The organism is Nocardioides currus, assembly GCF_003057875.1.
GTDB classification, from domain to species: Bacteria; Actinomycetota; Actinomycetes; order Propionibacteriales; family Nocardioidaceae; genus Nocardioides; species Nocardioides currus.
This window is the reverse complement of the sequence record NZ_PYXZ01000002.1, coordinates 371,863-396,459: the sequence shown is the minus strand read 5'-3', so window position 1 is coordinate 396,459 and position 24,597 is coordinate 371,863. Positions and strand designations below refer to the sequence as shown.

Here is a 24,597-nt window from a genome sequence, read left to right as displayed (position 1 = left end):
ACCGAGCCCGCCCACGGGGTGGAGATCGACCTCACCTCACCTCGCCGGATCCGGCGCAGCTCGCCGAATCGGGTTGCAGGATCGTCGGTCGCACCATGAGATGGACACATGGTGACCACACCGGGCGTCGAGTCCTTGAGATTCATCATCGAGGAGCTCGCCTCCTGGCCCTACGACCCCGACCGGGCGTCGCTCCACGTCGGGGACCTGGGGTGGAACCACCAGTTCGGGGCGGAGTGGTTGGCAGGTTCGCTGCGAGTGTGGGTCGAGGACGACCGGCTCGCCGCGGTCGGCCTCCTCGACGAGCCCGACCTGCTGCGTCTCGCTGTCGCGCCGCGAGCACGTCACGACGAGGACTTCGTGCGCCGCCTCGCCGACGACCTGGACGCCGCGGACTCACGCGTGCTGCCGGTCGGGGAGGTAGCGGTCGAGGCACGCTTCGAGGGTCCGTTGCGCGACCTGCTGCTGGCGCGCGGATGGCAGGACGACGAGGCGTGGACGCCGCTGGTCCGCGACCTGACGGACCCGGTCCCCGAGCACCACCTCCGTGTGGTGGAGGTGGACGCGCACCACCTGCCCGACCGGCTGGCGGTGCATCACTCGGCCTTCGACCGCACTACCTTCACCCAGCAGCGGTGGCAGGCCATGACCGAGGGCCCGGGATACCGGCAGGCACGTTCACTGGTCGGGTACGACGTCGACGACTGTGCCGTCGCCATGGTCACCGTGTGGGCCGCCGGGTCGCACCCCGGCGAGCTCGAGCCGATGGGTGTGCACCGCAACCACCAAGGGCGAGGTCACGGCCGGGCGATCTGTCTGGCCGCCTCCACAGCCCTGCAGGAGATGGGAGCCTCCCACGCGTTCGTGAGCACCCCGAGCACCAATCTGGGAGCGATCGCGACCTACCGCGCAGCGGGCTTCGAGGAGAAGACCCAGGTGCACGACCTGCGCAGGCCTGCCGACAGCAGTGCGGCCGTGGTCACTGGCTGACACAGCACGCAGCCACCCTGACCGGGGCTTACCCGGCGGGTGGCTGCGTGATGCTGCTCGCTGGCCCGTCAGCCGCCTCTCGGCGAATGGCCGCTCGTAGCGGCGAAGGGTGAGGCCCGGGGGCATGATCTCGGACCAGCTGAGGAAGAGAGCGCGACGTGCGTCGCGATCATTCCCCGATCAGAGGAGCCGACCGCACGTCGGCCACGGGGACCGGCCGCGCTGCTGGTAGAGCAGCTTGGCGCGGTAGGTCTGCTCGGCGGCGGACGCCTGCGTGGGCACGCCCGAGCCGCCGACGCTGTGCCAGGTGCCGATGTCGAACTGGTAAAGACCGTAGTAGCCCGCGGCGTTGACCGCCTTCGGGTTGCCGCCGGACTCACAGCCCGCCAGGGCGGCCCAGTTGAGGCCGTCGGCGCCGGGCACCGAGTAGGGCTCGCGGCCGACGAGGACGCGGCGCGGAGTCGGCTTCTCGACGGTCTTGCGCTTCACGACGCGGTACGTGACCGGGTCGCCGTTGTGGAGGGTCTTCACCGCGACCACGCGGCGGACGCCGGGCTGGCCCTCGCGCACGACCTTGCGGCGGCCCGGGGCGAGCTTCGTGGTGGGGACCTCGACGACGCCGGCGCGGACGGTCGTGGTCTTGGCCTTGCGGACCTTCTCGACCTGCACGAGCTTCACGGTGTCGCCCTGCCGGATGCGCTTGGCGGTGCCGCGGACCTCGCGGCCGTCGCGGACGACCTTCACCAGGTCGTTGCCGTCGACGGGGATGCCGTGGGCCTCGATCAGCTCGGTCGGCCAGGCGCGGGCGGTGACGGGCACCTCGACGGCGGGCTGGTCGGCGACCTTGAGGCGTACCGCGACCTGGCGCTCGGCGCCGGAGGAGTCGGCGGAGGCCTGCACGGGGGCGGAGGCGATGCCGGGGGCCAGGCTCAGCGCCACGGCGGCGGAGACGGCCGCGGCGGCGAGACCTCGGGATCGGGTACGACGGGGGTGGATGGTGGAACGCACGTGAAGACCTCACGGGGGTGTTGGTGCGCCATCGGGGGCGCTCGGACGCGACACCGTCGGAGCGGGCGTCGAGGCCGCGGCGCGCAACACCTCACGATGGGGAGGCGCCTCACAGGGGGAGGACGCAGCCGGCGACCCCACCACCACAACATGTTCGCGGCGCCACGTCGAATCCGCGACGCCCCGATCCGGGCGATCTCGGCGCTCGTACGGCGAGTGGTGCGTGACGAGGTTCACGCCTCGCCGGGCGGCCGCGTCAACCCAGGCGCCGCGCGAGCTCGACCCCGAGGGCTCGCCCCGAGCTCCAGGCGGTCTCGACCTTCGGCGCCGGTCCCCACCCGTCCCCGCAGGCCCCCACGAGTCCGTCCGGGCCCTCGACGAGGGCGTAGGGCTCGACGCGCTCGCCGACGGGCCGGGCGAAGGTCCAGCGGTGGACGTGGGTCCGCGACGGCTCGGGGAGGTCCATCAGGGTGCGCAGCGAGTGGACCAGCTCCGGTCCCGCCGCGCCGGGGTCCTCGAGGTGGCGACGGGCGAACCCGGGCGTGGAGTGCGCGACGAGGACGGGCGCGTCGTCCCCGCGCCGCCGGCCGTCGTCGGCGACCCACGCGAGGACCGGGTCGTCGTCGACGAAGGCCCCGTCGAAGCGCCCGCTCGGAGCGACGTCGTCCCACGCGCGCCCGCTCCAGCTCGCGGCCAGCGCGAGCACCGGCTCGAACTCGCGGTCGAGCCGAGAGGCGAGCGGGTGGCCGGGCGCGAGCAGGCGCCGCGCCTGCGGGTCCGGCATCGCGAGCACCACGGCCGCGCACGACGGGTCCGCCAGCTCGGCCACCTCGGCCACGTCGAGGCGCTCGACGTCCAGCCCGGAGGCGAGGTCCTCGACCAGCGAGCGCAGCCCGCGCGGGGCTCCCCACCGCATCGGGCCGCTCTTCGTGGCGGGCTCGCCCGTGCCGAGCGCACAGAACGTGTCGGTCCACGGCTCGGCCAGCCCGCGCGCCTGCCACTCCGCCACCACGGCTGCGAAGTCCGGGCCGGAGACCGTCAGGTAGGACGCCCCCAGGTCCACCGGTCGCTCGGAGAGCCGGCGCGAGGCCATGCGACCGCCGGGTCGGTGGCCCCGGTCCACCACGCGGACGGGGACACCCGCCGCCGCCAGCTCGCGGGCACACGCCACACCGGCGATCCCGGCTCCCACCACCACCACGCGACCCCGCGGGTCGGCACCCTTCTCGGTCACGTCGCCATCATCCCCCGACGGCCACGGCGACGACCGCCAGCGCTGCACCACCGACGGCGCACGCGCACCGCGCGCGATCGGCCACCAGCAGCCGGGAGACGAGCCGGTCGTCGCGCTCGCCCAGACGCCCGTGGATCGGCGCTGCCACCGTCGCCGTGAGGACGAGCGCGCCGGCCGTGCCGCCCAGGGCGAGCCACCCGGCGAGGTCGGGGCCGGCGACGACGAGGAGTCCGCCCGTCACGACGAGCGCCAGGTAGACGACGCCCACCAGGGGCGTGATGGACTGCGAGTGACGGTCATGGGCCACGCCCCACTGGGCCGCGCTCCGGTTCGCCAGCGCCGGGTAGACCAGCACCGTGACGGTGAGCTGGAAACCGGCGTGCAGGGCCGACGCGAGGGCGAACCCGACGACCGCGCTCATCGCAGGGTGTCGAGCACGGCCACGGCGGCCCGCTGCCCGCTGACCAGGGCGCCCTGGATCGAGCCGGTGTCGCGGTGGTCGCCACAGACGACGAGATCACCGACGAGCACGGGACGTCGCGCGGAGTACGGCGCTGGCTGGGCCGGCAGCGCATCCGGCACCTCGTGCACCGCCACGACCTCCCACCCGCCCGGGTCGACACCCAGCAGGTCGCCGGCGTGGCGGCGCATCGCGGGCTCGTCGACCCCGCGGCCCGGCCCGAGCAGCGCGGAGCCCTGCACCAGGTGGCGCCCGGGGGGCGCGTAGGTCGGGGCAGCGCGGGACACGACGGCGGTGTTGACGAGGGGCCCGTGCACCTCGCGACGCGCGTCGACGTGCAGGAGATCGGTCGCCGGAGCCTCGGGAGCCGACCACCAGGCGGTGACGACGCCCTTGGTCGCCGGCGCCTCGACGCCGGCCAGGTGCCGGGCCTCCGGGCCACCGGTGGCCACGACCACCCGCCGTGCGGACCAGGTGCGGTCGGTCGCGGTCACCGAGGTCGCCCCGACGCGCTCGACGCGGCGGCCCAGCAGGACCCGATCGCCCAGCGTTGCTGCGACCTGCTCGGGCAGGGCCTGCATCCCGGCCGCCGGCAGCGACGGCACGCCGCGCGCGAACATCCACGTCAGCAGGAGGGCGAACCGGTCGGCCGTGGAACCGTCGTCCTCGAGCAGCACGCCCGCGAAGAAGCGATCGACCACCCGGCGCAGCACACCGTCGACGCCGGCCCGGTCCAGCGCCTCTCCTCGGGTGACGTCGTCGCGCTCGCTCAGCACTCGCGAGAGCGACGTGTGACGCCGCGGCCGGGCGAGCGGCGCGGCCCAGCGGAGCACGGCGGCCACCTCGGCGGGCCGGCCCAGCGCCGTACGCACCGTCGACGGCGCCAGTCGCGGAGCGCGCAGCGGGTGGCCGAGCGCGACCCTGCCCTCGTCCGTGACGGCGGCGACCCCGGCCCCGAAGCCCTGGAGGCCGAGCGCGTCGACGTCGATCCAGCGACGGACGGCGGGATAGGCCGGGTTGAGGAGCTGGAAGCCCCGGTCGACGAGGAACCCGTCGACCCGGTCGGTGCGGATGCGGCCGCCCACGGCGTCGGCGGCCTCCAGCACGAGCACCGCGAGACCGGCGTCCTGCAGCGTCTGGGCGCACCGCAGCCCGGCGAGTCCTGCCCCGACGACCAGCACGTCCGCGTCCACGCCGCGACCCTAGTGCGCCGGGCGCGAGGTCGCCCCGCGCGTCACAGCGAGCGCAGGAAGTCGATCAGTCCGGGGAAGTAGTGCTCCGGGTCGTCGAACTGGGCGAGGTGGCTGCCGTCCGGGCAGTGAAGGTAGCGCCCCTGCGGCAGCTGCTCGGCCATCCACCGCATGTGCGCGGGGTCCATGGTGTCGTGGGTGGCCCCGATGACCAGGGTCGGTACGTCGATGTCGACCAGGTCGCCGGACCGGTCCCAGTCCTCGAGGGTGCCGCTCATCCCGAGCTCGCTCGGCCCCTGCATCGGCACGTAGATCGCCGGGTTGATGTGGGCCAGCGAGCGGTTGACCGGGTCGGGCCACTCCCCGACCGGGAGCCGGCACACGTGCAGGGCGTAGTGGTGCTCCATCAGCAGCTGCTCGTAGCGCGGGTCGTCGGTGGCCCCGTCCGCCTCGAGCCGCTGGATCTCGGCCAGCACGTCCTGGTCCATGGCGGGCATCAGGACGTCGTGCGCGTAGGCGTTGTAGAGCCGCGAGCTCGACATCATGTTGGAGATGACCAGGCCCTTGAGGTGCGCCTGGTGGTGCACGGCGTACTCCATCGCCAGCAGCCCGCCCCACGACTGACCGAGCAGCACGAAGTTGCTGCTGTCGAGGCCTAGCGCGACGCGGACCTGCTCCACCTCGTCGACGAACCGAGCGAGGTCCCACAGCGACGGGTCGTCCGGCTGGTCGCTGCGGAACGACCCGAGCTGGTCGTAGTAGTAGAACTCGATGCCCGCGCCGGGGAACCAGGTGTCGAAGCACTCGTACAGCTCGTCGGTGGCACCCGGTCCGCCGTGCAGCAGCAGGACCTTGAGGTCCGCGTTGGTCCCGACGCGCTTCGTCCACACCCGGAACTCGCCGGCCGGTGTGGTGATCGGCACCATCCGGGAACCACCGGACCGCACGTCGCGCGGATCCCAGGTCGAGGTGTCGAAGTACGAGGCCGGTGGGTGCTCCATCGTCGCAACCTATCCCCGCGCGCCGTTCAGGCCGGCCGGTCCGGATCGCCGTACGCGTCGTCGGGAGTGGCCTCGTGGCCCTCCCGACCGCGCGTGCGCAGCCGTTCCTTGGTCTCGGCCTCGTAGACGTGCCGCTTGCCCTCGACGAGCTCGTCGAGGGCACGCTGGTGCACCGCCTTCGTCTCGGCGTAGAAGCCGTCGTCGTAGGCCTCGACCATCTGGAAGGACCACATCCCCGGCAGCGGGTTGCGTCCCAGGATCACCCGCTCCATCTCGTCGGCGATGTCGTCGTGGCCGGCCTCGCGGACCAGCTCGGTCGCCTCCTCCATCGTCGTCTCGGCGCTGCCACACAGGCGGTGGAAGGCGTAGAGGTGGCCGCGTGCGTGCTCGACGTGGTCGAGGGCGGCGGAGAACTTGCCGAGGGCCTCGACGGTCGCGTCGGAGACACCGTCGGGACGGACGTGCTCGGGAGCTGGTTGGTCGGTCATGCTCCCGAGCATCACAGCGGCCGGGACGGCGCACCACACCCCGTCGAACGGGTCAGCCGCCCCTCACCCCGTTGTTGCCGACGAAGGCCGCGATCGGCGGGAGCACCGCGGCCACCGCAGACATCCCCACCGCCAGCGGCGTCGACCACAGGCGCACCCAGGTCCACGCCAGCACGATCAGGGTCAGGCAGATGCCCATCAGCAACAGGTAGCGGCGCTGTCGCCGCCGCAGCTGCTCGCTGCTCGGCCACGGCACCTGCGTGGCGGACTCGACGCGGCGGTCGCGGGGCATGCGTCCAACGTACGCCGCGGGGTCAGCCCACCCCGACCTCGTGCCACGCACCCCGGACGACCTGGGCGGCGCCCTTGTGCACGACGCCCGCCTTGACCAGGATCCGCGCCGAGTCCGCGATCTGCGCTGCGGCCTGGGCGAACGTGCTGGTCGGCTGCAGGAAGTGCAGCGCGTGGTACCAGATGCGTGCCGCCTCGGCCGTGTCGCCGAGCTCGGTGGCCACGAGGTAGAAGACGCGGTTGGGGATGCCGGAGTTGATGTGGACGCCTCCGTTGTCGGCCGAGCCGGTGTAGCGGTCGGCGTAGTGCGCCGGCTGCGGGTCCTTGCCGAGGATCGGGTTGTCGTAGGCCGTGCCCGGGTTGCGCATCGACCTCAGCGCCTCGCCGTACAGGTCGGGCGCCATGATCTCGTCGCCGATCAGCCAGTCGGCGTCGTCGGGCGTCTCGTCCGCGGCCCACTGCGTGATCGCGGTGCCGAAGACGTCGCTGAAGTGCTCGTTGAGCGCACCCGACTCGCCCTGGTAGACCAGCCCCGACGCGAACTGGGTGACGCCGTGCGCGAGCTCGTGCGCGACCACGTCGAGCGAGCGCGCGAAGCCCGAGAAGATGATGCCGTCGCCGTCCCCGAAGGTCATCTCGTCGCCGTCCCAGAAGGCGTTGTTGTAGGCGGTGCCGTAGTGCACGTTGAGCACGAGGTCGAGCGAGCGGTTGTCGATGGAGTCGCGGTTGAGCACGGTCCGGAAGAACGACCGCACGGTGCCGGCGCTGTCGTAGGCGTTGATGACCTCGGCGTCCTTGGTCTCCGGCGAGCCTTCCGACCGGACGAGGCTGACCCGCTGGTTGGTGGTGTTGCCGCTGTCGTAGACCTCGCGGCGGCTGGTGCCGGTCGCGGGCGGTGCGAGCGACGGCGCCGCCGCGGGCGTGTCGCGCTCGATGGCCTTGGTACGGCGCTCGCGCAGCTCCTCCGAGAGGTCGAGCTGCGGGTCGTCGACCGTGGTGACGGCGACGTTGTCGGCGAGTGCCGCCTCGACGTACGGCGGCACGAAGTGGCAGGTGGTGCGTGTGGATGCGTGCATGGGTCCCTCCCCCGGACGAGCGCCCGGCGGGCGCCTCATGAAGATGAGGACCCGCGAGCACCGGCGCGGGATACGCCCTCAGCCGCGCAGGACCTTCTCCATCGCCTTGCCCTTGGCCAGCTCGTCGACGAGCTTGTCGAGGTAGCGGATCTGCTGCATCAGCGGGTCCTCGATCTCCTGCACCTTGTAACCGCAGATGGAGCCCGTGATCAGCGACGCGTTCGGGTTGAGGTCGGCCGCGGCGAAGAAGTCCTCGAAGGTCGTCCCGTCGGCCAGGTGCTTCTCCAGGGTCTGCTGGTCGAAGCCGGTGAGCCACTCGATGACCTCGTCGACCTCGGCCCGGGTGCGCCCCTTCTTCTCCGCCTTCGCGACGTAGTGGGGGTACACGGAGGCGACACTGACGGTGAAGATGCGGCTCACTGGCGTGTCCTCCGTTCGTGCAGCCGCTGCCGAGCTGCCTCGAGGTAGGCCAGGCAGGGCGCCTCGGCCTCCGGGTGCTTCTCGACCAGGTGGAAGGTCCAGCGGTCCATCGCGGCCATGTAGCCGTTGTCGTCGCCCGGACGGTAGGTCGACCAGGCGCGCGGGCGGGTGCCGCCCGAGGCCGTGTTGCGGCACTGCGTGCACGCGACCTTGTAGACGAACTGCTGGTCGGCGTCGACGTCGATCCGTGCCGTCGCGAGCGGCCCGGCCTCCACCGACGCCTTGCGCTCGCGCGCCGACCTGCTCGCCACCATGGTCGCGAGCCTACGGGTGGACGAGCGCGAGGGTGGGACCGGCAGTCCCATGACAAGTGGTCCTCTGGCTCCGGCCCGTGCGCCGACGCACGGTGGAGGCATGACAGACCAGAGCACGTCCTTCCTCGGCCACCTGCCCGTACGCCGCATCGGCTTCGGCGCCATGCAGCTCGCCGGCCCCGGGGTGTTCGGCCCGCCGGCCGACCCCGACGCCGCCCGCGCCGTGCTGCGACGCGCCGTCGAGCTCGGCGTGGACCACATCGACACCGCCCAGTTCTACGGACCCGACGTCGTCAACGACCTGATCCGCGAGACGCTGCACCCCTACCCCGAGGGCCTGCGGCTCGTCACCAAGGTCGGGGCGACCCGCGACGACACCGGCGCCTGGCTGCCGGGCGCCGAGCCCGCGGACCTCAAGCACCAGGTGGAGCAGAACCTGCGCTCGCTGTCCGTCGAGCGGATAGACCTCGTCAACCTGCGACGGTTCGAGCGCGACGACCCCGACCGGGTCGAGCCCGCCCTCGAGGACCAGCTCGGCGCGCTGGCCGACCTGCGCGACGAGGGCAAGATCGACATGATCGGCGTCTCCAGCGTCCACGCCGCGACCGTGCGCACCGCGATCGAGACGGTCGGCATCGGCGAGGTGCAGAACCCGTTCAGCATCCTCGACCGCAGCGACGCCGAGGTGCTGGACCTCTGCCGCGAGCACCAAGTCTCCTACGTGCCGTACTTCCCGCTCGGCTCGGCCTTCACCGGCGGGCCGGCCGCGCTGGCCGCCGATCCGCAGGTCGCCGCCGTGGCGACGAAGCACGGCGTCTCGCCCAGCCAGGTCGCCCTCGGGTGGCTGCTCGCGCAGTACGACCGGCTGCTCCTCATCCCCGGCACGAGCTCGGTCGCGCACCTCGAGGAGAACCTGGCCGTCGCCGACATCCACCTCGACGACGACGACCTCGTCGCCCTCGACAAGGTCGAGCCGCGGCCGGTCGGGCACTGATCAGCCGGGGGTGAGCTCCTGCAGCCCGACGACGACCGCCATCGCGAGCGCGTCGGCGTCGGGCGTGCCGGGCTCGGCGGTGAACACCACGATCTGCAGGTCGCTGCCGTGCACGGTGAGCACGTCGCAGTCGAGCGTCATCCAGCCCACCTCGGGGTGCTCCAGCGTCTTGCGCTGGGCGCCCCGGACCCGCGCCGGCGTCGTCTCCCACAGCTCGGCGAACCGCGGGCTGTCCCGGCGCAGGTCGGCCACGATCGACGCGATGTCGGGGTCGTCGGGCAGCCGGAGCATGGCGGCGTGCAGGTCGGCGACCACGTCGCGCTCGACCATCGTCCGGGTCTGCGGCTCCATCCGTCCCATGCCCGGCACGTCCATGAAGGTGCGCCAGGCTCGGTTGCGGCCGCGCCCCGTCTCGCCCGACAGGTCGCCGAACACGGCCTCGCTGGCACGGTTCTGCATCACCGTCTCCCAGGCCGCGTCGATCACCGAGACCGGGGTGTCGCCGAGCCGGTCGACGAGGCGCAGGATGCTGGGCGTGACGTGGCGGTCCATCCGCCCACTCGTCGGCGGCAGGTGGCCGGCCAGGCGGTAGAGACGGTCACGGTCCTCGTCGTCGAGCCGGAGCGCGCGGGCCAGCGCCTGCACGACCTGCACCGACGGATGGCGGGACCGGCCCTGCTCGAGCCGCACCAGGTAGTCGCCCGAGAGCCCCGCGAGCTGGGCGACCTCCTCGCGCCGCAGGCCCGGCGCGCGGCGCCGAGGGTGGCTCGGCAGGCCGGCGCTGGCGGGCGAGATGCGGTCGCGCCACCCGCGCAGCTGCGTGCCGAGCTCGTTGTCGTCACCTCTCCATCTCACCACGTGTCGTATCCGGGAGGTGCCCTTCGTGGTCCTCACAGAGGACACGAAGAAATGAGGCACGTCATGTGGGACACCGTCCAGAGCACCACCCACCACCTGTCGCACGACATCCCGTGCCCGCGCTGCGGGCACGGCGCGCACACCTACCTGGCCTGCGGCGACACCTGCGACTGCGCACCCGCGCCGATGCCGGGCGGCGTCGCGCTAGTGGCGTGAGCCTGTCGAGGGGCGAGTCGGCCCTAGCCAGCGGGCCGCGCGTGCACGAGGATGCGTGACGCCGATCACACCGCTCGGGCCACCGACAGGGAGCAGCAGATGACCGACGTCCAGACCGACCGTGCACGCATCGAGGAGCTGGTCGGGGGTCGCACGCTCATCGACGCCCTCGCCGACACGGCGGCGAAGTTCGCCGACGACGCGGCGTACAGCGACCGGCACGACGTGCCCGACGGCGAGACCTGGCGCACCCTCACCTGGGCGCAGACCCGGGAGCTCGCCCTCGACGTCGCGGGCGCGCTGATCGCGAGCGGCGTGGAGCCCGGCGACACCGTGGCGATCATGGCCACCAACCGCATCGAGCACATGGTCGCCGACATGGGTGGCGTGCACGCCGCGGCGACGCCGATGTCGATCTACAACACCCTGTCCCCCGCACAGGTCGCCTTCATCGCCGGCGAGGCGCGGCCGAAGGTGGTCGTCGTCGAGACCCAGGACCACCTCGACCGTTGGGCGCAGGCGCTGGACGGCGTCGCGAAGGTCGTCGTCCTCGACCCGGCCGTCCGGCCCGAGGGTGAGGTGTACGTCGACTGGAGCACGTTCGTCGAGAGCGGTCGCGCCCACCGCGCCGAGCACCCCGACGTGATCGAGGAGCGCCACGCCGCGCTCGACCAGGACGCCCCGGCGACGATCCTCTACACCTCCGGCACCACCGGCAACCCCAAGGGCGTGGTGCTCACGCACCACAACGTGGTCTACGAGGCGTTGAGCACGCTGGAGGCCGCCGGCCTCGCGCCGGGCCAGCGCCAGGTGTCGTACCTCCCCCTCGCGCACATCGCCGAGCGAGTGCTGAGCCTCTACGGCCCGCAGGTCGTCGGCAGCCACTCCTACTGCATCGGGGACCCGGCCGAGCTGCTCGCGACCCTCGGCGAGGTGCACCCGACGGCGTTCTTCGGGGTGCCGCGCGTGTGGGAGAAGATCAAGACCGGCATCTCCGCCAAGCTCGCGGCCGACCCCAACCCCGACAACGTCAAGCTCGTCCAGGACTCGATGGCCGCCGGCCTGGCGTGGGTGCAGGCGCAGGAGGTCGGGGGCACGATGACGCCCGAGATCGAGGCGGCGTACCAGCAGGCCGACGAGGCGATCCTCGGGTTCCTGAAGCTGCTCCTGGGCCTCGACCAGGTGACCTGGGCCGGCTCGGCGGCGGCCCCGATGCCGATCGAGGTCGCCAAGTTCATGGCCGGGCTCGGGCTCAAGGTCTACGACGTCTACGGCATGACCGAGACCTGCGGCGCCGTCACCGCCAACGGGCCGGCCGACTTCCGGCTCGGCACCGTCGGTCGCGCGACGCCCGGGATGGAGGTCGCGCTCGGCGAGGACGACGAGGTGCTCGTCCGCGGTCCGGTCATCACGCCGGGCTACCACCGCCAGGAGCAGGCGACCCGCAACCTCATCGACGCCGACGGCTGGGTCCACACCGGCGACATCGGCACCCTCGACGAGGACGGATTCTTCGCGATCGTCGACCGCAAGAAGGAGCTGATCATCACCAGCGCCGGCAAGAACATCGCGCCGTCCAACATCGAGAACTACCTCAAGGAGTCGCCGCTCGTCGGGCACGCGATGGCGATCGGCGACAACCAGGCCTACGTCGTCGCCATCCTCACCCTCGACGGCGAGATCGCCCCGCTGGTGGCGCAGCAGCTCGGGATCGAGACCACCGACCTCGCCGAGCTCTCGCAGCACCCGAAGATCCGCGGGGCCGTCCAGGCGGCCGTCGACGCGGCCAACGAGCGGCTCTCGCGCCCCGAGCAGGTCAAGGCGTGGGAGCTGCTGCCGCACGAGTGGACGGCCGAGTCCGACGAGCTCACCCCGACCCTCAAGCTCAAGCGCCGGGTCGTGAACGAGAAGTACGCCGACGTGGTGAGCTCTCTCTACGCGTGAGCCTCGACCCTGTGCCCACGCACGTCTTCGACGTCGAGGCCCACCGGGGCGGCGCCGGGCTCAACCCCGAGAACACGCTGCAGGCGTTCGGGGAGGCGCTGGCCCTCGGCGTGTCCACGCTCGAGCTCGACGTCCACCTCACCCGCGACGACGACGTGGTGGTCAGCCACGACCCCGCGCTCGCCGACGCGCGGCTGATCCGGCAGCTCGGTCGCGCCGACCTGCCGCCGACGATGCCGCTGCTGCGCGACGTCGCGGCGCTGCTGGAGGAGCGCGGTGCCGACCCGGTGCGGGTCAACCTCGAGATCAAGTACGACGCGATGGCCGCCGCCGAGCTGACCTCGCGGGCCCACTTCGTGGCGATCGCCCTCGACGCGATCCGCATCGACGGGCTCCTCCTGCGCACCAGCATCCAGTGCTTCGACTGGGGGGTGCTGCGCCTGGTCGGCGACGAGGCGCCGGGGGTGCGCCGCAACCTCCTCGTGTCCCCGAAGTACCTCGAGCCCGCACCCGACGGTCCGTCGCACTGGTTCGACGGGCTCGACGTCGCGACCACCTTCGCGACCCAGTTCGTCGACACCGCCGCCGAGCAGGGCTTCGACGCCATCTCGCCCATCCACGGCAGCCCGTTCCTCTCCGGCGTCGACGACGCGGCGTACGTCCCCTTCGCCAGCGGCGAGCTGATCGATCGCGCCCACGAGGTCGGGCTGGACGTCATCCCGTACGTCGTCGACGACCCGCCGACGATGGCGCACCTGGTCCGGCTCGGCGTGGACGGGCTGATCACCAACTACCCCGACCGACTCCGCACCGTGCTGGCGTCGCTCGGCCAGCCTCTCCCCGAGCCGTTCCCGGCGGGCTGAGTCAGTCGACGGCGAGCCGCCCGTTGTCGTCCGCGCGACGCAGGAGCACCGCGCGCTCGCCCTCGTTCCGGGTGCGGCCGGCGGCCTCCGTGAACGCGTCGCGAGCGGTGGCGTGCTGGCCGGCACGTTCGAGCAGGTCGCCGCGGACGCTCGGCACCAGTGGGGAGTCGCCCAGGGCGCCCTCGTCCACGTCGGCCAGCACGGCCAGCCCCGCGTCCGGGCCGGACGCGCGGCCGTGCGCGACGGCGCGGTTGACCTCGACGACCGGGCCGGGTGCGGCCTGCGCCAGGACGTCGTACAACCCGGCGATCCGCCGCCAGTCGGTGTCCTCGGGACGGGCGGCCACCGCGTGCTGTGCGGCGATCGAGGCCTGCAGGAAGTAGGTCCCGACCGGCGTGCCGCGGGCGGCGAGCGCTTCGGCTCGGTCGAGCGCCGCCAGCCCACGCCGGATCATCAGCTGGTCCCAGCGGGTGCGGTCCTGGTCCTCCAGCAGGACCGGCAGCCCGTCGGCGGAGAGCCGGGCGGCGATCCGCGAGCCCTGGATCTCCAGCAGCGCCTGCAGGCCGAGGACCTCGGGCTCGTCGGGCGCCAGCGACGCGAGCATCCGCGCCAGCCTGGTTGCCTCGGCGGCGAGGTCGGGCCGCATCCAGTCCTCGCCGGCGGTGGCGGAGTAGCCCTCGTTGAAGATCAGGTAGATCACGGCCATCACGTCGTCGAGGCGCTGCGTGCGCTCGGCGCCGGTCGGCAGCTCGAACTCCGCCTGCGACGACGACAAGGTCTTCTTCGCGCGCGAGATGCGCTGCGCCATCGTGGCCTCGGTGGCGAGGAAGCCGCGCGCGATCTCGGCGGTGGTGAGGCCGCCGACGAGACGCAGCGTGAGCGCCGCCCTCGACTCGGGCGTCAGCGAGGGGTGGCAGGACAGGAAGACGAGGCGCAGGACGTCGTCCTCGATGTGGTCGACCTGGCTGTCGAGGTCGGGCACCTGCTCCTCCTCTCCCGTGCGCTCGAGCTCGGCGACCTTGCGCCGCAGGTTGTCGGCGCGCCGGAAGTGGTCGATGCCGCGGCGTTTCGCCGTCGTCATCAGCCAGGCGCCCGGGTTGTCCGGGATGCCGTGGGTGGGCCACTGCTCCAGCGCGGACACGAGCGCGTCCTGCGCGAGGTCCTCGGCCAGGTCCACGTCGCGGGTCATCCTGGTGAGGGCGCCGACGAGGCGGGCCGACTCGGCCCGCCACGCGGCGACGACGGCCCGCTCCGGGTCGTCCGTGATGGTGTGTGCCGGCACGGGGCCAGCGTAGTGAGCCAGGCTCAGGCCTCGGGCTCCTCCGGGCCGGTCGAGATCTGGCGCAGGGTCGAGATCACCGTGACCTCGGGCCAGTGCTTCGCGTGCAGCTCGGCGAACTCCTCCTGGTCGGCGACGGCTTCCGCGAGGCTGGGGTACTCCATGATCGACCAGCCGCCGACGACCTCCTTGCCCTCGGCGTAAGGGCCGTCGACGCGGGTGGACTGACCGTCGCGGACGACGAAGTTCACGGCGTCCTCCGTGCCGTACAGCCCGCCGCCGTCGAGGAAGATCCCCTTCGCGGCCCGCTCGCCGATGTAGGCGTCCATCGCCTCGAACAGCGACTTCGGCGGGGTGCCGATGTTCTCTTCCATCCGGACGAATCCCATGAAACGCGGCATTGCGATCACTCCTGTTGCTCGGTGGTGGTTGCTTCTCGCACGTACGTCGAACGGCCCGCCGGGTCCTCGACATCGACTCCCGGAGTTTTTCACCACGCCACCAACCACCCTCTACCCTCGGCGCCATGCACATCTCGGGCCGCCTTCGCCGTACCCTCACGACGCTCGCCCTCCTGGCGACCGGCCTCGCGCTCGTCGCGCCGGCCTCGGCCCAGGCCGCGCAGGCCGCGGGCGGGAAGGGTAGGGGAGAGCCGGGCTCGCTGACGGGCTACGCGTTCGACACCTGCTCCGCCCCGGCGCAGGAGGTGATGGACGCGTGGCGGCTCGAGTCGCCGTACGCCGGTGTCGGGATCTACCTCGGCGGCAGCAACATGCTGTGCCCGCAGCCCGAGCTCGACGCCGACTGGGTCCGCACGCAGCAGCGGCAGGGCTGGCACCTGCTCCCGCTGTGGGTCGGACCGCAGGCCAGCTGCTCGGGCTACCCCGACGTGATGTCCGCCGACCTCGCCACCGCTCAGCAGCAGGGTCGCGCCGAGGCCTCCGCGGCCGCGAGCACCGCCCGCGCGCTCGGGATCGGCCGGGGAAGCACCCTCTTCTACGACCTCGAGGACTACGACCTCGCGCCCGACGACTGCCGCCAGGCCGCCCTGTCCTTCGTGTCCGGCTGGACCAAGGCACTCCACTCCGCCGGCTACCGCTCGGGCGTCTACTCCAACATCGCGGCGGCCATCACCTCGCTCGACTACGCCGACCGGGTCTCCCCGGGCTCCTACGCGATGCCCGACGACATCTGGTTCGCGTGGGGCAACGGCCGCTCGGACGTGCGCACCGACCAGCGGGTGCAGGGCGACCGGTGGGACGACCACAGCCGCGTCCACCAGTACGCCCTCGACGTCACGCAGACCTTCGGCGGCTATGCCCTGCCCGTCGACGCCAACTGGGTGGACATGGGACGCGGCTCCGTCGCGCCGCGCAGCAGGCCGCTGTGCAAGGACGTCGACGTCGACCTCAAGCGCTACCCCGCGCTGCGCACCGGACGCAGCGGCGACGCGGTCCGCGCCGCCCAGTGCCTGCTCCGCGTCAACAAGGCGACCCGCGCTCCGATCACAGGGAGGTACGACGCCCGCACGACCGCCGCGGTCCGCAAGGTGCAGCGCCGGCTGGACCTGCGGGAGACCGGACGGACGGATCGCGCCACCTGGGCGGCCCTGCTCACCCACGGCAGCCAGCCGCTGCTCAAGGTCGGGGACACCGGCGCGCCGGTGCTGCGGCTGCAGCGCGCCCTGACGGCGGCGCTCGGCCGGCCCACCCGCATCGACGGCGTGGTGTCGAAGCAGACCGCGAAGGCGGTCGCGGCCTACCAGCGCAAGCAGGGCCTTGCCGCGACCGGTGTGGTCACCGACGATGTGTGGGGTGCCCTGCGCAACGACTGAGCGCAACCAATCACCGCGATCGGAGCGTCCCACTGCCATGAAGCGTCTCCTCACCTCCTTCGCCGTGATGCCCCTCGCGCTCGCGCTCGCCCTCCTCGGCAACCCGGCGCACGCCGCGCCGCAGGCACCGGTGACGAAGACGTTCGACGTCTCCGACCTGTCGACCGGGGCACCGCCGAAGCTGGTGTGGTCCGAGACGACCGACGGCACCACCAGCACCGTCCACGGCCCCGCCGGTGACACCACCGTCCAGGGCGACGTCGCCGCCCTCGCCCCGATGGGCTCGGGCTTCGTCGTCCAGACGGTCAAGGGCGGCCGGACCACCACGCGATGGGTCGGAGCGGACGGCAGCCCCGGGCGGTCGAGCTGGCGATCGGGCTTCGGCCTCGCGACGTCGCCCGACGGGGAGGCGGTGGCCTTCACGACGCGCCGTGGCGGCGTGCGGGCGATCGACGAGGACGGCGACCGCGTGCTCCGGATGCCGTCGGTCCCGAGCAAGGAACTCGCCACCCCGGTCTACGTCTCCAGCGGCGACTGCAAGGAGGACGAGACCAGCAACGGGTGCGCGATCCTGGTCAACTCCACCCGTCGCCTCGAGAGCTGGGTCGTCTCGTCCCACGGGATCGTCGACATCACCGGCTTCAAGGCGGTCGGCACGGCGCGCGGCCGGTGGGCCGGCGGCATCGTGCAGGCCACCGACACCGGGACGTGCAGCGTGATGAGGCGGAACCTGAAGAACCGCTGGCGGACCTGCGACAACCAGCTCAGCGACATCTCTCCCGACCAGCGCCGGGTGCTCGGCACACCGGCCTTCGCCGACGGGTTCGGGCCGACGACGCTCGACGTCCTCGACCTGCGCACGGGGCGGGTGATGACCACCTGGAGGAGCAGCCGCAAGGTCACCACCACCTACTTCGACCAGGTCTGGGAGGACGCCACCCACGTCCTGGTCGTGACCTACCACGACGAGGCCTTCGCCGTCGTACGCCTCGACGTCACCGACGGATCGATGGAGTACGCCGTGGAGCCGGTGGCCGACACCGATGGCGACATGGAGTCCCCGTTCCACCTCCAGACCCGCTGAGCGGACGCTTCGCACCCTGAGAGATCCCTGAGAGGTCCCTGAGCAGGGGCGGGGGACTATCCGGATGCACGATGTCGGTGGACTCGTCCACACTGAGCCCCATGCACCGACAGATCGCCGGCTCGCTCACCGGCCGTGCCACCAAGTGGGTGGTCCTCATCGCCTGGCTGGCCATCGCGGCCGGCTCCTCCATGTTCGCCTCCAAGCTGATCGACGTCCAGAACAACGAGGCCTCCTCGTGGTTGCCCGAGAGCGCCGAGTCCACGCAGGCGCTGGAGAAGCTCGGAGCCTTCCAGGACGTCAACGCGATCCCGACCCTCGTCGTCTACCAGCGCGACGGCGGCCTGACGCAGGACGACCTGGCCGCCATCGAGGACCAGGCGACCGAGTTCGCCTCCCTCAACGGCGTCGACCAGCCCACGGCCGACCGGCCGCCGCCGGTCATCAGCCCCGCCACGGCCCAGCAGATCGGGTTCCCGGCCGTCTCCGAGGACGGTGACGTCGCGCAGACCCAGGTCACCTTCAACTTCGGCGCGGACGGGTGGAACGCCTTGCCGGACGCGGCCGACGACCTGCGCGGCATCGCCGACATCGACGGCGTCGACGTCTACATCGCCGGCATGGGCGGGCAAGCGGCCGACGCGGCCGAGGCCTTCGGCGGCATCGACACGACGCTGCTGTTCGCGACCCTCGGGGTCGTGATCCTGATCCTGCTCTTCACCTACCGCAGCCCGGTGCTGTGGATCCTGCCGATCCTGTGTGCCGGCATCGCCCTGTTCACCGCCCAGGCCCTGATCTACTTCCTCGCCAAGTACGCCGACCTGACGGTCAACGGCCAGTCGCAGGCGATCCTGACGATCCTGGTGATCGGAGCCGGCACCGACTACGCGCTGCTGCTCGTGGCGCGCTACCGAGAAGAGCTCCGTCGCCACGGGGACCGGCACGAGGCGATGGCCTTCGCGCTGCACCGTGCCGCTCCGGCGCTGATCGCCAGCGCGGCGACCGTGATCATCGGCATGCTGTGCCTGCTCTTCGCCGAGATGAACTCCACGGCGGGCCTCGGCCCGGTGGCCGCCATCGGCATCGCGGTGACCCTGCTGGTGCAGATCACCCTGCTGCCCGCCCTGCTGGTCATCACCGGCCGCTGGATCTTCTGGCCGCGCCGGCCCGCCTTCGGCTCCGCCGAGCCCACGCAGACCGGGTTCTGGGCCAAGGTCGGACGACGGATCGTCCCCAACCCCCGTCGCGTGTGGGTCGCGACCAGCGTGATCCTCGCGGTCTGCTGCCTGGGCCTGTTCACGCTCGACACCAACGGGCTGGCCACCGAGGACTCCTACACCAAGGAGTTCGAGTCCATCACCGGCCAGAAGGTGCTCGTCGACCACGGCCTGGTCGACCAGTCCAACACCGTGGCGGTCGTCGCCAACGCCGACGCCGGCGAGGCGGTCGCGACCGCGATGACGGACGTCGAGGGCGTGGAGGACCCGAAGCCTCCCGTGGTGAAGGGCGACGTCGCGTTCATCGAGGCGGCCATCGACTCCGACCCGTCGTCGCCCGCGGCCTTCTCCGCGGTGGAGGGCGTCCGGGACGCGGTGCACGCGGTGGACGGCGCCGACGCCCTCGTGGGCGGCGGCTCCGCCTTCTACCTCGACACCAAGGAGGCGGCGAACGCCGACAACCGGCTGATCATCCCGATCATCCTGGTGATGGTGTTCCTGATCCTGATGGCGCTGCTGCGCTCGGTGCTGGCGCCGCTGATCCTGATGGCGACCGTGGTGCTCTCCTTCGGCGCGGCGCTGGGCATCAGCTCGCTGCTGTTCGAGTACGTCTTCGGCTTCGCCGGCTCCGACCCCGGGTTCCCGCTCTTCGCCTTCGTCTTCCTGGTGGCGCTCGGGATCGACTACAACATCTTCCTGATGACCCGGGTCCGCGAGGAGACCATGCACCTCGGCACCCGCAAGGGATCGCTGGTGGCGCTGACCTCCACCGGTGGGGTGATCACCAGCGCCGGTCTCGTGCTCGCCGCGACTTTCCTGGTGCTCGGGACGATCCCGGTCGTCTTCCTCGCCCAGCTCGGCGTCGCGGTCGCGCTCGGGGTCATCCTCGACACGATGATCGTGCGGTCGGTGCTGGTGACGGCGATCAACATGGACCTCGGCGGGAAGATCTGGTGGCCGAGCAAGCTCGACAGCGACGACCACCACCTGACGACCGCCGAGATCCAGGAGCCGATCGAGACCGTGCACTGAGCCGGGTCGGTCTCAGGCCCGGTGTTGATCGGACGTTGACCGCAGCGTGCCCGGCGGGCTGGAAGGATGAGGCCATGGAGCCGAATCCCGCCCAGATCCGCCGGGCCCTGGCACGTGCCGAGCGTGGAGCGACGCTGGACGTCGAGGAGTCCACTGCCCTGCTGGCGGCCCGCGACGGCGAGCTCGACAGGCTCTGCGCGGTCGCCGCGCGGGTCCGCGACGCGGGACTCGTCCGCGCCGGCCGGCCGGGGGTCGTGACCTACTCGCCCAAGGTGTTCATCCCGATCACCCGCCTGTGCCGCGACCGCTGCCACTACTGCACCTTCGTGACGGTGCCGGGCAAGCTGGCCTCGCCGTACCTCTCCCCCGACGAGATCCTCGACATCGCACGCGAGGGCGCCGCGCTCGGGTGCCTCGAGGCGCTGTTCACGCTCGGCGACCGGCCCGAGGACCGCTGGCCCGAGGCCCGGACGTGGCTCGACGAGCAGGGCTACGACTCCACCCTCGACTACGTCCGTGCCATGGCGGTGCGGGTGCTCGAGGAGACCGGACTGCTGCCGCACCTCAACCCCGGCGTCATGAGCTGGGAGGAGATGACCCGGCTCAAGCCGGTCTCGCCGTCGATGGGCATGATGCTGGAGACGACGTCGCGGCGGCTCTTCGAGACGCGGGGCGAGGCCCACTTCGGGTCCCCCGACAAGGACCCCGCGATCCGCTCGCGGGTGCTCGAGGACGCGGGCCGCCTCTCGATCCCCTTCACCACCGGGCTGCTCGTCGGCATCGGCGAGACGCTCACCGAGCGCGCGGAGACGATCTTCGAGCTGCGGAGGGTCGCGCGGCTCTACGGGTCGATCCAGGAGGTGATCGTCCAGAACTTCCGCGCCAAGCCCGACACCGCGATGCGGCACGCCGACGACCTCGCGCTGGCCGACTACCGCGCCGCCATCGCCGTGTCCCGGATCGTGCTCGGGCCGGCGATGCGGATCCAGGCCCCGCCCAATCTCGTCGACTCCTCCGAGTGCCGGGCGTTGCTCGAGGCCGGCGTGGACGACTGGGGCGGCGTGTCCCCGTTGACGCCCGACCACGTCAACCCCGAGCGGCCGTGGCCCTCCCTCGAGCGGCTCCGGGCCGTCACCGCCGACGCCGGGTTCGCGCTCGAGCCGCGCCTGACGGTGCACCCCCACTACGTCCGGCAGCGCGCGCCGTGGCTCGATCCGCGACTCGACGGCCACATCGACGCGCTCGCGCGACCCGACGGACTCGCGCGCAGCGGCGTACGCCCCGTCGGGCTGCCGTGGCAGGAGCCCGACGCCGCCCTCGACGGCGCGGGTCGCACCGACCTGCACGCCACCATCGACACCACCGGCCGCAGCGCCGACCGGCGCGAGGACTTCGACAGCGTGTACGGCGACTGGCAGGCCGTCGCCGAGACCGCGGCGGGCCTGTCCGTCGGGACCGGCGCGACCGGCGAGGGCTTCGCCGCCCTGCGCGCAGCCGAGCGCGATCCGGCGGGCCTGACCGACGACCAGGCGCTGGCCCTGATGACGGCGGAGGGTGACCTGCTGGAGCAGGTCTGCCGGCTCGCCGACGACCTGCGCCACGACACCGTCGGCGACGACGTCACCTACGTCGTCAACCGCAACATCAACTTCACCAACATCTGCTACGTCGGCTGCCGGTTCTGCGCCTTCGCGCAGCGCAAGTCCGACGCCGACGCGTTCTCGCTCTCGCTCGAGCAGGTGGCCGACCGCGCGCAGGAGGCGTGGGAGCTCGGCGCCACCGAGGTGTGCATGCAGGGCGGCATCGACCCCGAGCTGCCGGCCAGCGCCTACTTCGACCTCGTCTCCGCGGTGAAGCGCCGCGTGCCGGACATGCACGTGCACGCCTTCAGCCCGATGGAGATCGTCAGCGGCGCCGCCCGCACGGGGCTGTCGGTCAAGGACTTCCTGATCAAGGCCCGCGAGGCCGGCCTCGACACCATCCCCGGCACCGCGGCGGAGATCCTCGACGACGAGGTCCGGTGGGTGCTGACCAAGGGCAAGCTCCCCGCCAGGACGTGGATCGAGGTCGTCACCACCGCGCACCAGGTGGGCCTGCGGTCGAGCTCGACCATGATGTACGGCCACGTCGACAACCCGCGCCACTGGGTGCAGCACCTGCGGGTGCTGCGCGGGATCCAGGACGAGACGGGCGGGTTCACGGAGTTCGTGCCGCTGCCCTTCGTGCACACCAGCTCGCCGATCTACCTCGCCGGGGTCGCCCGCCCCGGGCCCACGTTGCGCGACAACCTCGCCGTGCACGCGATGGGCCGGATCATGCTCCACGGCTCCATCCCCCACATCCAGACCAGCTGGGTCAAGCTCGGGGTCGAGGGCACCCGCGCGATGCTGCGGGCCGGCGCGAACGACGTCGGGGGCACGCTGATGGAGGAGACGATCTCGCGGATGGCCGGCAGCAAGCACGGCTCGGCCAAGACGGTGGCCGAGCTCGTCGAGATCGGGGCGGGCATCGACCGTCCGGTGGTGGAGCGCACGACGACGTACGGCCGTCCGCACCACCGCCGGCCCTGACGGTCAGTAGCGGAGGTCGACCCAGACCTCGCGGTGAACGGATCAGACGAGCCCGAGCCTGGTGCAGCGCTTCGCGGTGTCGCCCTCGCACAGGTCCGCCAGGGTGATCGCACCCGACGCCACCAGGACGGTGGTGAGGTCGTTGACGGTCACCTCGACGGGCTCGAAGAGCCACGACGGCACGCCCTCCGCGTCCTGAGCCTCGCCCACCGGCTCGTCGGCGAGCTCGCCGACCACGACGTCCGCGGCCTTCGCGCTCATCGCCGCGGCCGGGACGTGGGTGAAGCTCTTCCGGTCGCGCGAGATCACGGCGCGCGCCGCCTCGAGGTCGCTGCCGGCGCTGTCGGGGGCGGGCGGCTGCTGGCTCAGCCCGACGAACCAGTCCGCTCCTGGCACGAGGGTGCCGTAGGCCAGGACCGGAACGTCGCCGGCCCGCTGGGCCAGCGCCTCGGCCTGCTCGACGTCGACCGGGTCGAGGACCACGAAGTCGGCACCGGCGGCGAGCGCCCGGTCGAGCTGGTCGGACTGCTCCCCCGCGTCGCCGGCCGCGTCGAGCACCTCGACCTCGCAGCCGGTGCAGATCGCGTCGACACGTTCGCGCAGGCGGTCCACGTCGAGGACCGGCCGGCCGCTCGCCGAGTCGTCGGCGGCCAGCACGGCGATCACCGTCGAGTCGGTCGCGCAGCCCGACAGCGCAGCCGCGAGCAGCAGCGCGCCGGGGGCCAGGAACCGGGTGGCCAGGACTCGTCGCATCAGGGGGCATGGTGTCAGACCACTGCGCGCGCGTCGTCCCGGGCGACGGGTTGACTTTAATTCGAGTCTCGTACTTAATAGTGACGTGGCTCTCGTCGTCGGCATCGACTCCTCCACCCAGTCGACCAAGGCCGTGCTGGTGGACGCCGACGACGGCCGGGTCGTGGAGACCCGCACCGCGCCCCACCCGCCCGGCACCGAGGTCGACCCCCGCGCCTGGCTGACGGCGGTGGACACCGCGGTGGAGGGCCTGCTCGACCGGGCCTCGGCCGTGTCGGTGGGCGGCCAGCAGCACGGCATGGTGGCGCTCGACGAGACCGGGGCACCCGTGCGTGACGCCCTCCTGTGGAACGACACCCGCTCGGCCGGCGCGGCCCGCGACCTCATCGACGAGATGGGCGGCCCGCAGGCCTGCGCCGACGCCATCGGGAGCGTGCTGGTCGCCTCGTTCACGTCCTCGAAGCTGCGCTGGCTCCGCGACCACGAGCCCGACCACGCCGCGCGCGTGCACCGCGTGCTGCTCCCCCACGACTACGTCTCGTTGCACCTCGCCGCTCCCGGCACCGAGCCCTTCACCGACCGCGGCGACGCCTCCGGCACGGGCTACTTCGCCACCGCCGAGGGCGAGTGGCGCCCCGACCTCCTGGAGCTCGCGCTCGGCCGCCCGGCCGCCACACCGCGGCTCGTGGCGCCCGGCGAGACCGGGGGGACCACCGCCGCCGGAGTCCCCGTCGCCGGCGGCACCGGCGACAACATGGGCGCGGCCCTGGGGATGGCGCTCCAGCCCGGTGACGTGCTCGTGTCCGTCGGCACGTCGGGCGTCGCGTCGGTGATCAGCACCACGCCGGTCGCCGACGGGACCGGGGTCGTGACGGGCTTCGCCGACGCCAGCGGCGGCTTCCTGCCCATGGTCACCACGATGAACGCTGCCGGGATCCTCGACCTGCAGGCCCGCTGGCTCGGGGTCGACCACGACGCCCTCGCCACGCTGGCCCTCGAGGCGGCGCCGGGGTCCGGCGGTGTGGCGCTGCTCCCCTACTACGGCGGCGAACGCACCCCCAACCGCCCCGACGCCGTCGGCACGTGGACCGGGCTCACCCCCGACACCACCCGCGCCGACCTCGCACGAGCGGCGTACGAGGCCCTGCTCTGCTCGCTCGCCGACGCCGTCGACCGCCTCGTCGCGGCGACCGGCGTCCAGCCGCGCCGCGTGCTGATGGTCGGCGGCGCCACGAAGAGCGCCGCGCTGCGCGCCCTGGCGCCGGCCGTCCTCGGCTGTCCCGTGGTGCTGCCGCCGGCCGGGGAGTACGTCGCACTCGGTGCCGCCCGCCAGGCCGCGTGGGCGCTGGCCGGGACGGCCGAGCCGCCGACCTGGCCCGCCGCCGACACCACGGTCCTCGAGGCCGACCCCACCCCCCACGTCCGCGAGGTCTACGCCGACCTGCGCGAGCGCACCACCACCTGGTCCAGCTGAAGCACGG

Annotated in this window: 24 protein-coding genes; 10 read left to right on the top strand and 14 right to left on the bottom strand. The window is 72.5% G+C overall.

The genetic code is table 11. From position 1 onward, the window contains the following. Positions 1-108: 108 nt before the first annotated feature. On the top strand, positions 109-990 hold the full coding sequence (locus tag C7S10_RS06980) for a GNAT family N-acetyltransferase (RefSeq protein WP_108343683.1): 882 nt from the start codon (positions 109-111) through the stop codon (positions 988-990). A gap of 180 nt (positions 991-1,170) precedes the next feature. On the opposite strand, the gene C7S10_RS22740 is transcribed toward C7S10_RS06980, so the two are convergent. From C7S10_RS22740 to C7S10_RS06930, 10 genes are all read right to left on the bottom strand, one after another. Further along, a complete protein-coding gene (locus C7S10_RS22740) occupies positions 1,171-1,998 on the bottom strand; it encodes a resuscitation-promoting factor (protein WP_114327786.1) in 828 nt (275 codons plus the stop codon). 256 nt (positions 1,999-2,254) lie between these two features. Next, the gene (locus C7S10_RS06970) at positions 2,255-3,232 is read right to left on the bottom strand and encodes an NAD(P)/FAD-dependent oxidoreductase (RefSeq protein ID WP_243395248.1); all 978 of its coding nucleotides are present in this window, start codon (positions 3,230-3,232) and stop codon (positions 2,255-2,257) included. Positions 3,233-3,239: 7 nt separating this feature from the next. Beyond that, positions 3,240-3,653, bottom strand: a complete 414-nt coding sequence (locus C7S10_RS06965; protein WP_108343681.1) for a hypothetical protein — start codon at positions 3,651-3,653, stop codon at positions 3,240-3,242. Continuing rightward, on the bottom strand, positions 3,650-4,885 hold the full coding sequence (locus C7S10_RS06960) for an NAD(P)/FAD-dependent oxidoreductase (RefSeq protein WP_108343680.1): 1,236 nt from the start codon (positions 4,883-4,885) through the stop codon (positions 3,650-3,652). The genes C7S10_RS06965 and C7S10_RS06960 overlap by 4 nt, the downstream gene beginning before the upstream one ends. Positions 4,886-4,926: 41 nt before the next feature. After that, positions 4,927-5,883, bottom strand: coding sequence for a proline iminopeptidase-family hydrolase (locus C7S10_RS06955; RefSeq protein ID WP_108343679.1), 957 nt, complete (start codon positions 5,881-5,883; stop codon positions 4,927-4,929). A 26-nt stretch (positions 5,884-5,909) separates the two neighbouring features. Continuing rightward, on the bottom strand, positions 5,910-6,371 hold the full coding sequence (locus C7S10_RS06950) for a hypothetical protein (protein ID WP_108344021.1): 462 nt from the start codon (positions 6,369-6,371) through the stop codon (positions 5,910-5,912). A gap of 52 nt (positions 6,372-6,423) precedes the next feature. Continuing rightward, on the bottom strand, positions 6,424-6,663 hold the full coding sequence (locus tag C7S10_RS06945) for a DUF3099 domain-containing protein (protein ID WP_108343678.1): 240 nt from the start codon (positions 6,661-6,663) through the stop codon (positions 6,424-6,426). A gap of 22 nt (positions 6,664-6,685) precedes the next feature. Beyond that, on the bottom strand, positions 6,686-7,738 hold the full coding sequence (locus tag C7S10_RS06940; RefSeq protein WP_108343677.1) for a M4 family metallopeptidase: 1,053 nt from the start codon (positions 7,736-7,738) through the stop codon (positions 6,686-6,688). A 78-nt stretch (positions 7,739-7,816) separates the two neighbouring features. Continuing rightward, on the bottom strand, positions 7,817-8,158 hold the full coding sequence (locus tag C7S10_RS06935; protein WP_108343676.1) for a DUF2200 domain-containing protein: 342 nt from the start codon (positions 8,156-8,158) through the stop codon (positions 7,817-7,819). After that, positions 8,155-8,472 carry a hypothetical protein gene (locus C7S10_RS06930; RefSeq protein ID WP_108344020.1) on the bottom strand — a complete coding sequence of 106 codons (318 nt, stop codon included), beginning with the start codon at positions 8,470-8,472 and terminating at the stop codon, positions 8,155-8,157. The genes C7S10_RS06935 and C7S10_RS06930 overlap by 4 nt, the downstream gene beginning before the upstream one ends. A gap of 100 nt (positions 8,473-8,572) precedes the next feature. Between C7S10_RS06930 and C7S10_RS06925 the strand changes: the two genes are divergently transcribed. Beyond that, a complete protein-coding gene (locus C7S10_RS06925) occupies positions 8,573-9,466 on the top strand; it encodes an aldo/keto reductase (protein WP_108343675.1) in 894 nt (297 codons plus the stop codon). Here C7S10_RS06925 and C7S10_RS06920 read toward each other — a convergent pair whose 3' ends face one another. Further along, entirely contained in the window at positions 9,467-10,324 is an 858-nt protein-coding gene (locus C7S10_RS06920; protein WP_243395247.1) for a helix-turn-helix transcriptional regulator, read from the bottom strand. Positions 10,325-10,387: 63 nt separating this feature from the next. On the opposite strand from C7S10_RS06920, the gene C7S10_RS22130 reads away from it, so the two are divergent. The 3 genes from C7S10_RS22130 (at position 10,388) to C7S10_RS06910 (ending at position 13,347) form a co-directional block, all read left to right on the top strand. Then, the gene (locus C7S10_RS22130) at positions 10,388-10,540 is read left to right on the top strand and encodes a hypothetical protein (protein ID WP_165807074.1); all 153 of its coding nucleotides are present in this window, start codon (positions 10,388-10,390) and stop codon (positions 10,538-10,540) included. A 99-nt stretch (positions 10,541-10,639) separates the two neighbouring features. Then, on the top strand, positions 10,640-12,484 hold the full coding sequence (locus C7S10_RS06915; RefSeq protein ID WP_108344018.1) for an AMP-dependent synthetase/ligase: 1,845 nt from the start codon (positions 10,640-10,642) through the stop codon (positions 12,482-12,484). Then, on the top strand, positions 12,481-13,347 hold the full coding sequence (locus C7S10_RS06910; RefSeq protein WP_165807073.1) for a glycerophosphodiester phosphodiesterase family protein: 867 nt from the start codon (positions 12,481-12,483) through the stop codon (positions 13,345-13,347). Before C7S10_RS06915 ends, C7S10_RS06910 begins: the two co-directional genes overlap by 4 nt. 1 nt (position 13,348) lies before the next feature. Here the strand turns inward: C7S10_RS06910 and C7S10_RS06905 are convergent, their stop codons facing one another. Both C7S10_RS06905 and C7S10_RS06900 read right to left on the bottom strand, forming a co-directional pair. Continuing rightward, entirely contained in the window at positions 13,349-14,629 is a 1,281-nt protein-coding gene (locus C7S10_RS06905; RefSeq protein WP_108343673.1) for an RNA polymerase sigma factor, read from the bottom strand. Between the two features lie 23 nt (positions 14,630-14,652). Next, the gene (locus tag C7S10_RS06900) at positions 14,653-15,000 is read right to left on the bottom strand and encodes a YciI family protein (RefSeq protein ID WP_243395246.1); all 348 of its coding nucleotides are present in this window, start codon (positions 14,998-15,000) and stop codon (positions 14,653-14,655) included. Between the two features lie 152 nt (positions 15,001-15,152). Between C7S10_RS06900 and C7S10_RS06895 the strand changes: the two genes are divergently transcribed. The 4 genes from C7S10_RS06895 to C7S10_RS06880 all read left to right on the top strand — a co-directional run bounded on the left by C7S10_RS06895 (position 15,153) and on the right by C7S10_RS06880 (position 22,363). Beyond that, a complete protein-coding gene (locus tag C7S10_RS06895) occupies positions 15,153-16,460 on the top strand; it encodes a glycoside hydrolase domain-containing protein (protein ID WP_108343671.1) in 1,308 nt (435 codons plus the stop codon). 37 nt (positions 16,461-16,497) lie between these two features. Further along, the gene (locus tag C7S10_RS06890) at positions 16,498-17,544 is read left to right on the top strand and encodes a hypothetical protein (RefSeq protein ID WP_108343670.1); all 1,047 of its coding nucleotides are present in this window, start codon (positions 16,498-16,500) and stop codon (positions 17,542-17,544) included. Between the two features lie 101 nt (positions 17,545-17,645). Continuing rightward, complete coding sequence (locus C7S10_RS06885) at positions 17,646-19,793, top strand: MMPL family transporter (protein ID WP_108343669.1); 2,148 nt, start codon at positions 17,646-17,648, stop codon at positions 19,791-19,793. A 74-nt stretch (positions 19,794-19,867) separates the two neighbouring features. Beyond that, the gene (locus C7S10_RS06880) at positions 19,868-22,363 is read left to right on the top strand and encodes a bifunctional FO biosynthesis protein CofGH (protein WP_108343668.1); all 2,496 of its coding nucleotides are present in this window, start codon (positions 19,868-19,870) and stop codon (positions 22,361-22,363) included. Between the two features lie 42 nt (positions 22,364-22,405). Here the strand turns inward: C7S10_RS06880 and C7S10_RS06875 are convergent, their stop codons facing one another. Further along, the gene (locus C7S10_RS06875) at positions 22,406-23,116 is read right to left on the bottom strand and encodes a type 1 periplasmic-binding domain-containing protein (RefSeq protein ID WP_108343667.1); all 711 of its coding nucleotides are present in this window, start codon (positions 23,114-23,116) and stop codon (positions 22,406-22,408) included. A gap of 85 nt (positions 23,117-23,201) precedes the next feature. Between C7S10_RS06875 and xylB the strand changes: the two genes are divergently transcribed. Next, positions 23,202-24,590, top strand: coding sequence for a xylulokinase (xylB, locus tag C7S10_RS06870; protein WP_108343666.1), 1,389 nt, complete (start codon positions 23,202-23,204; stop codon positions 24,588-24,590). Positions 24,591-24,597 lie beyond the last annotated feature (7 nt).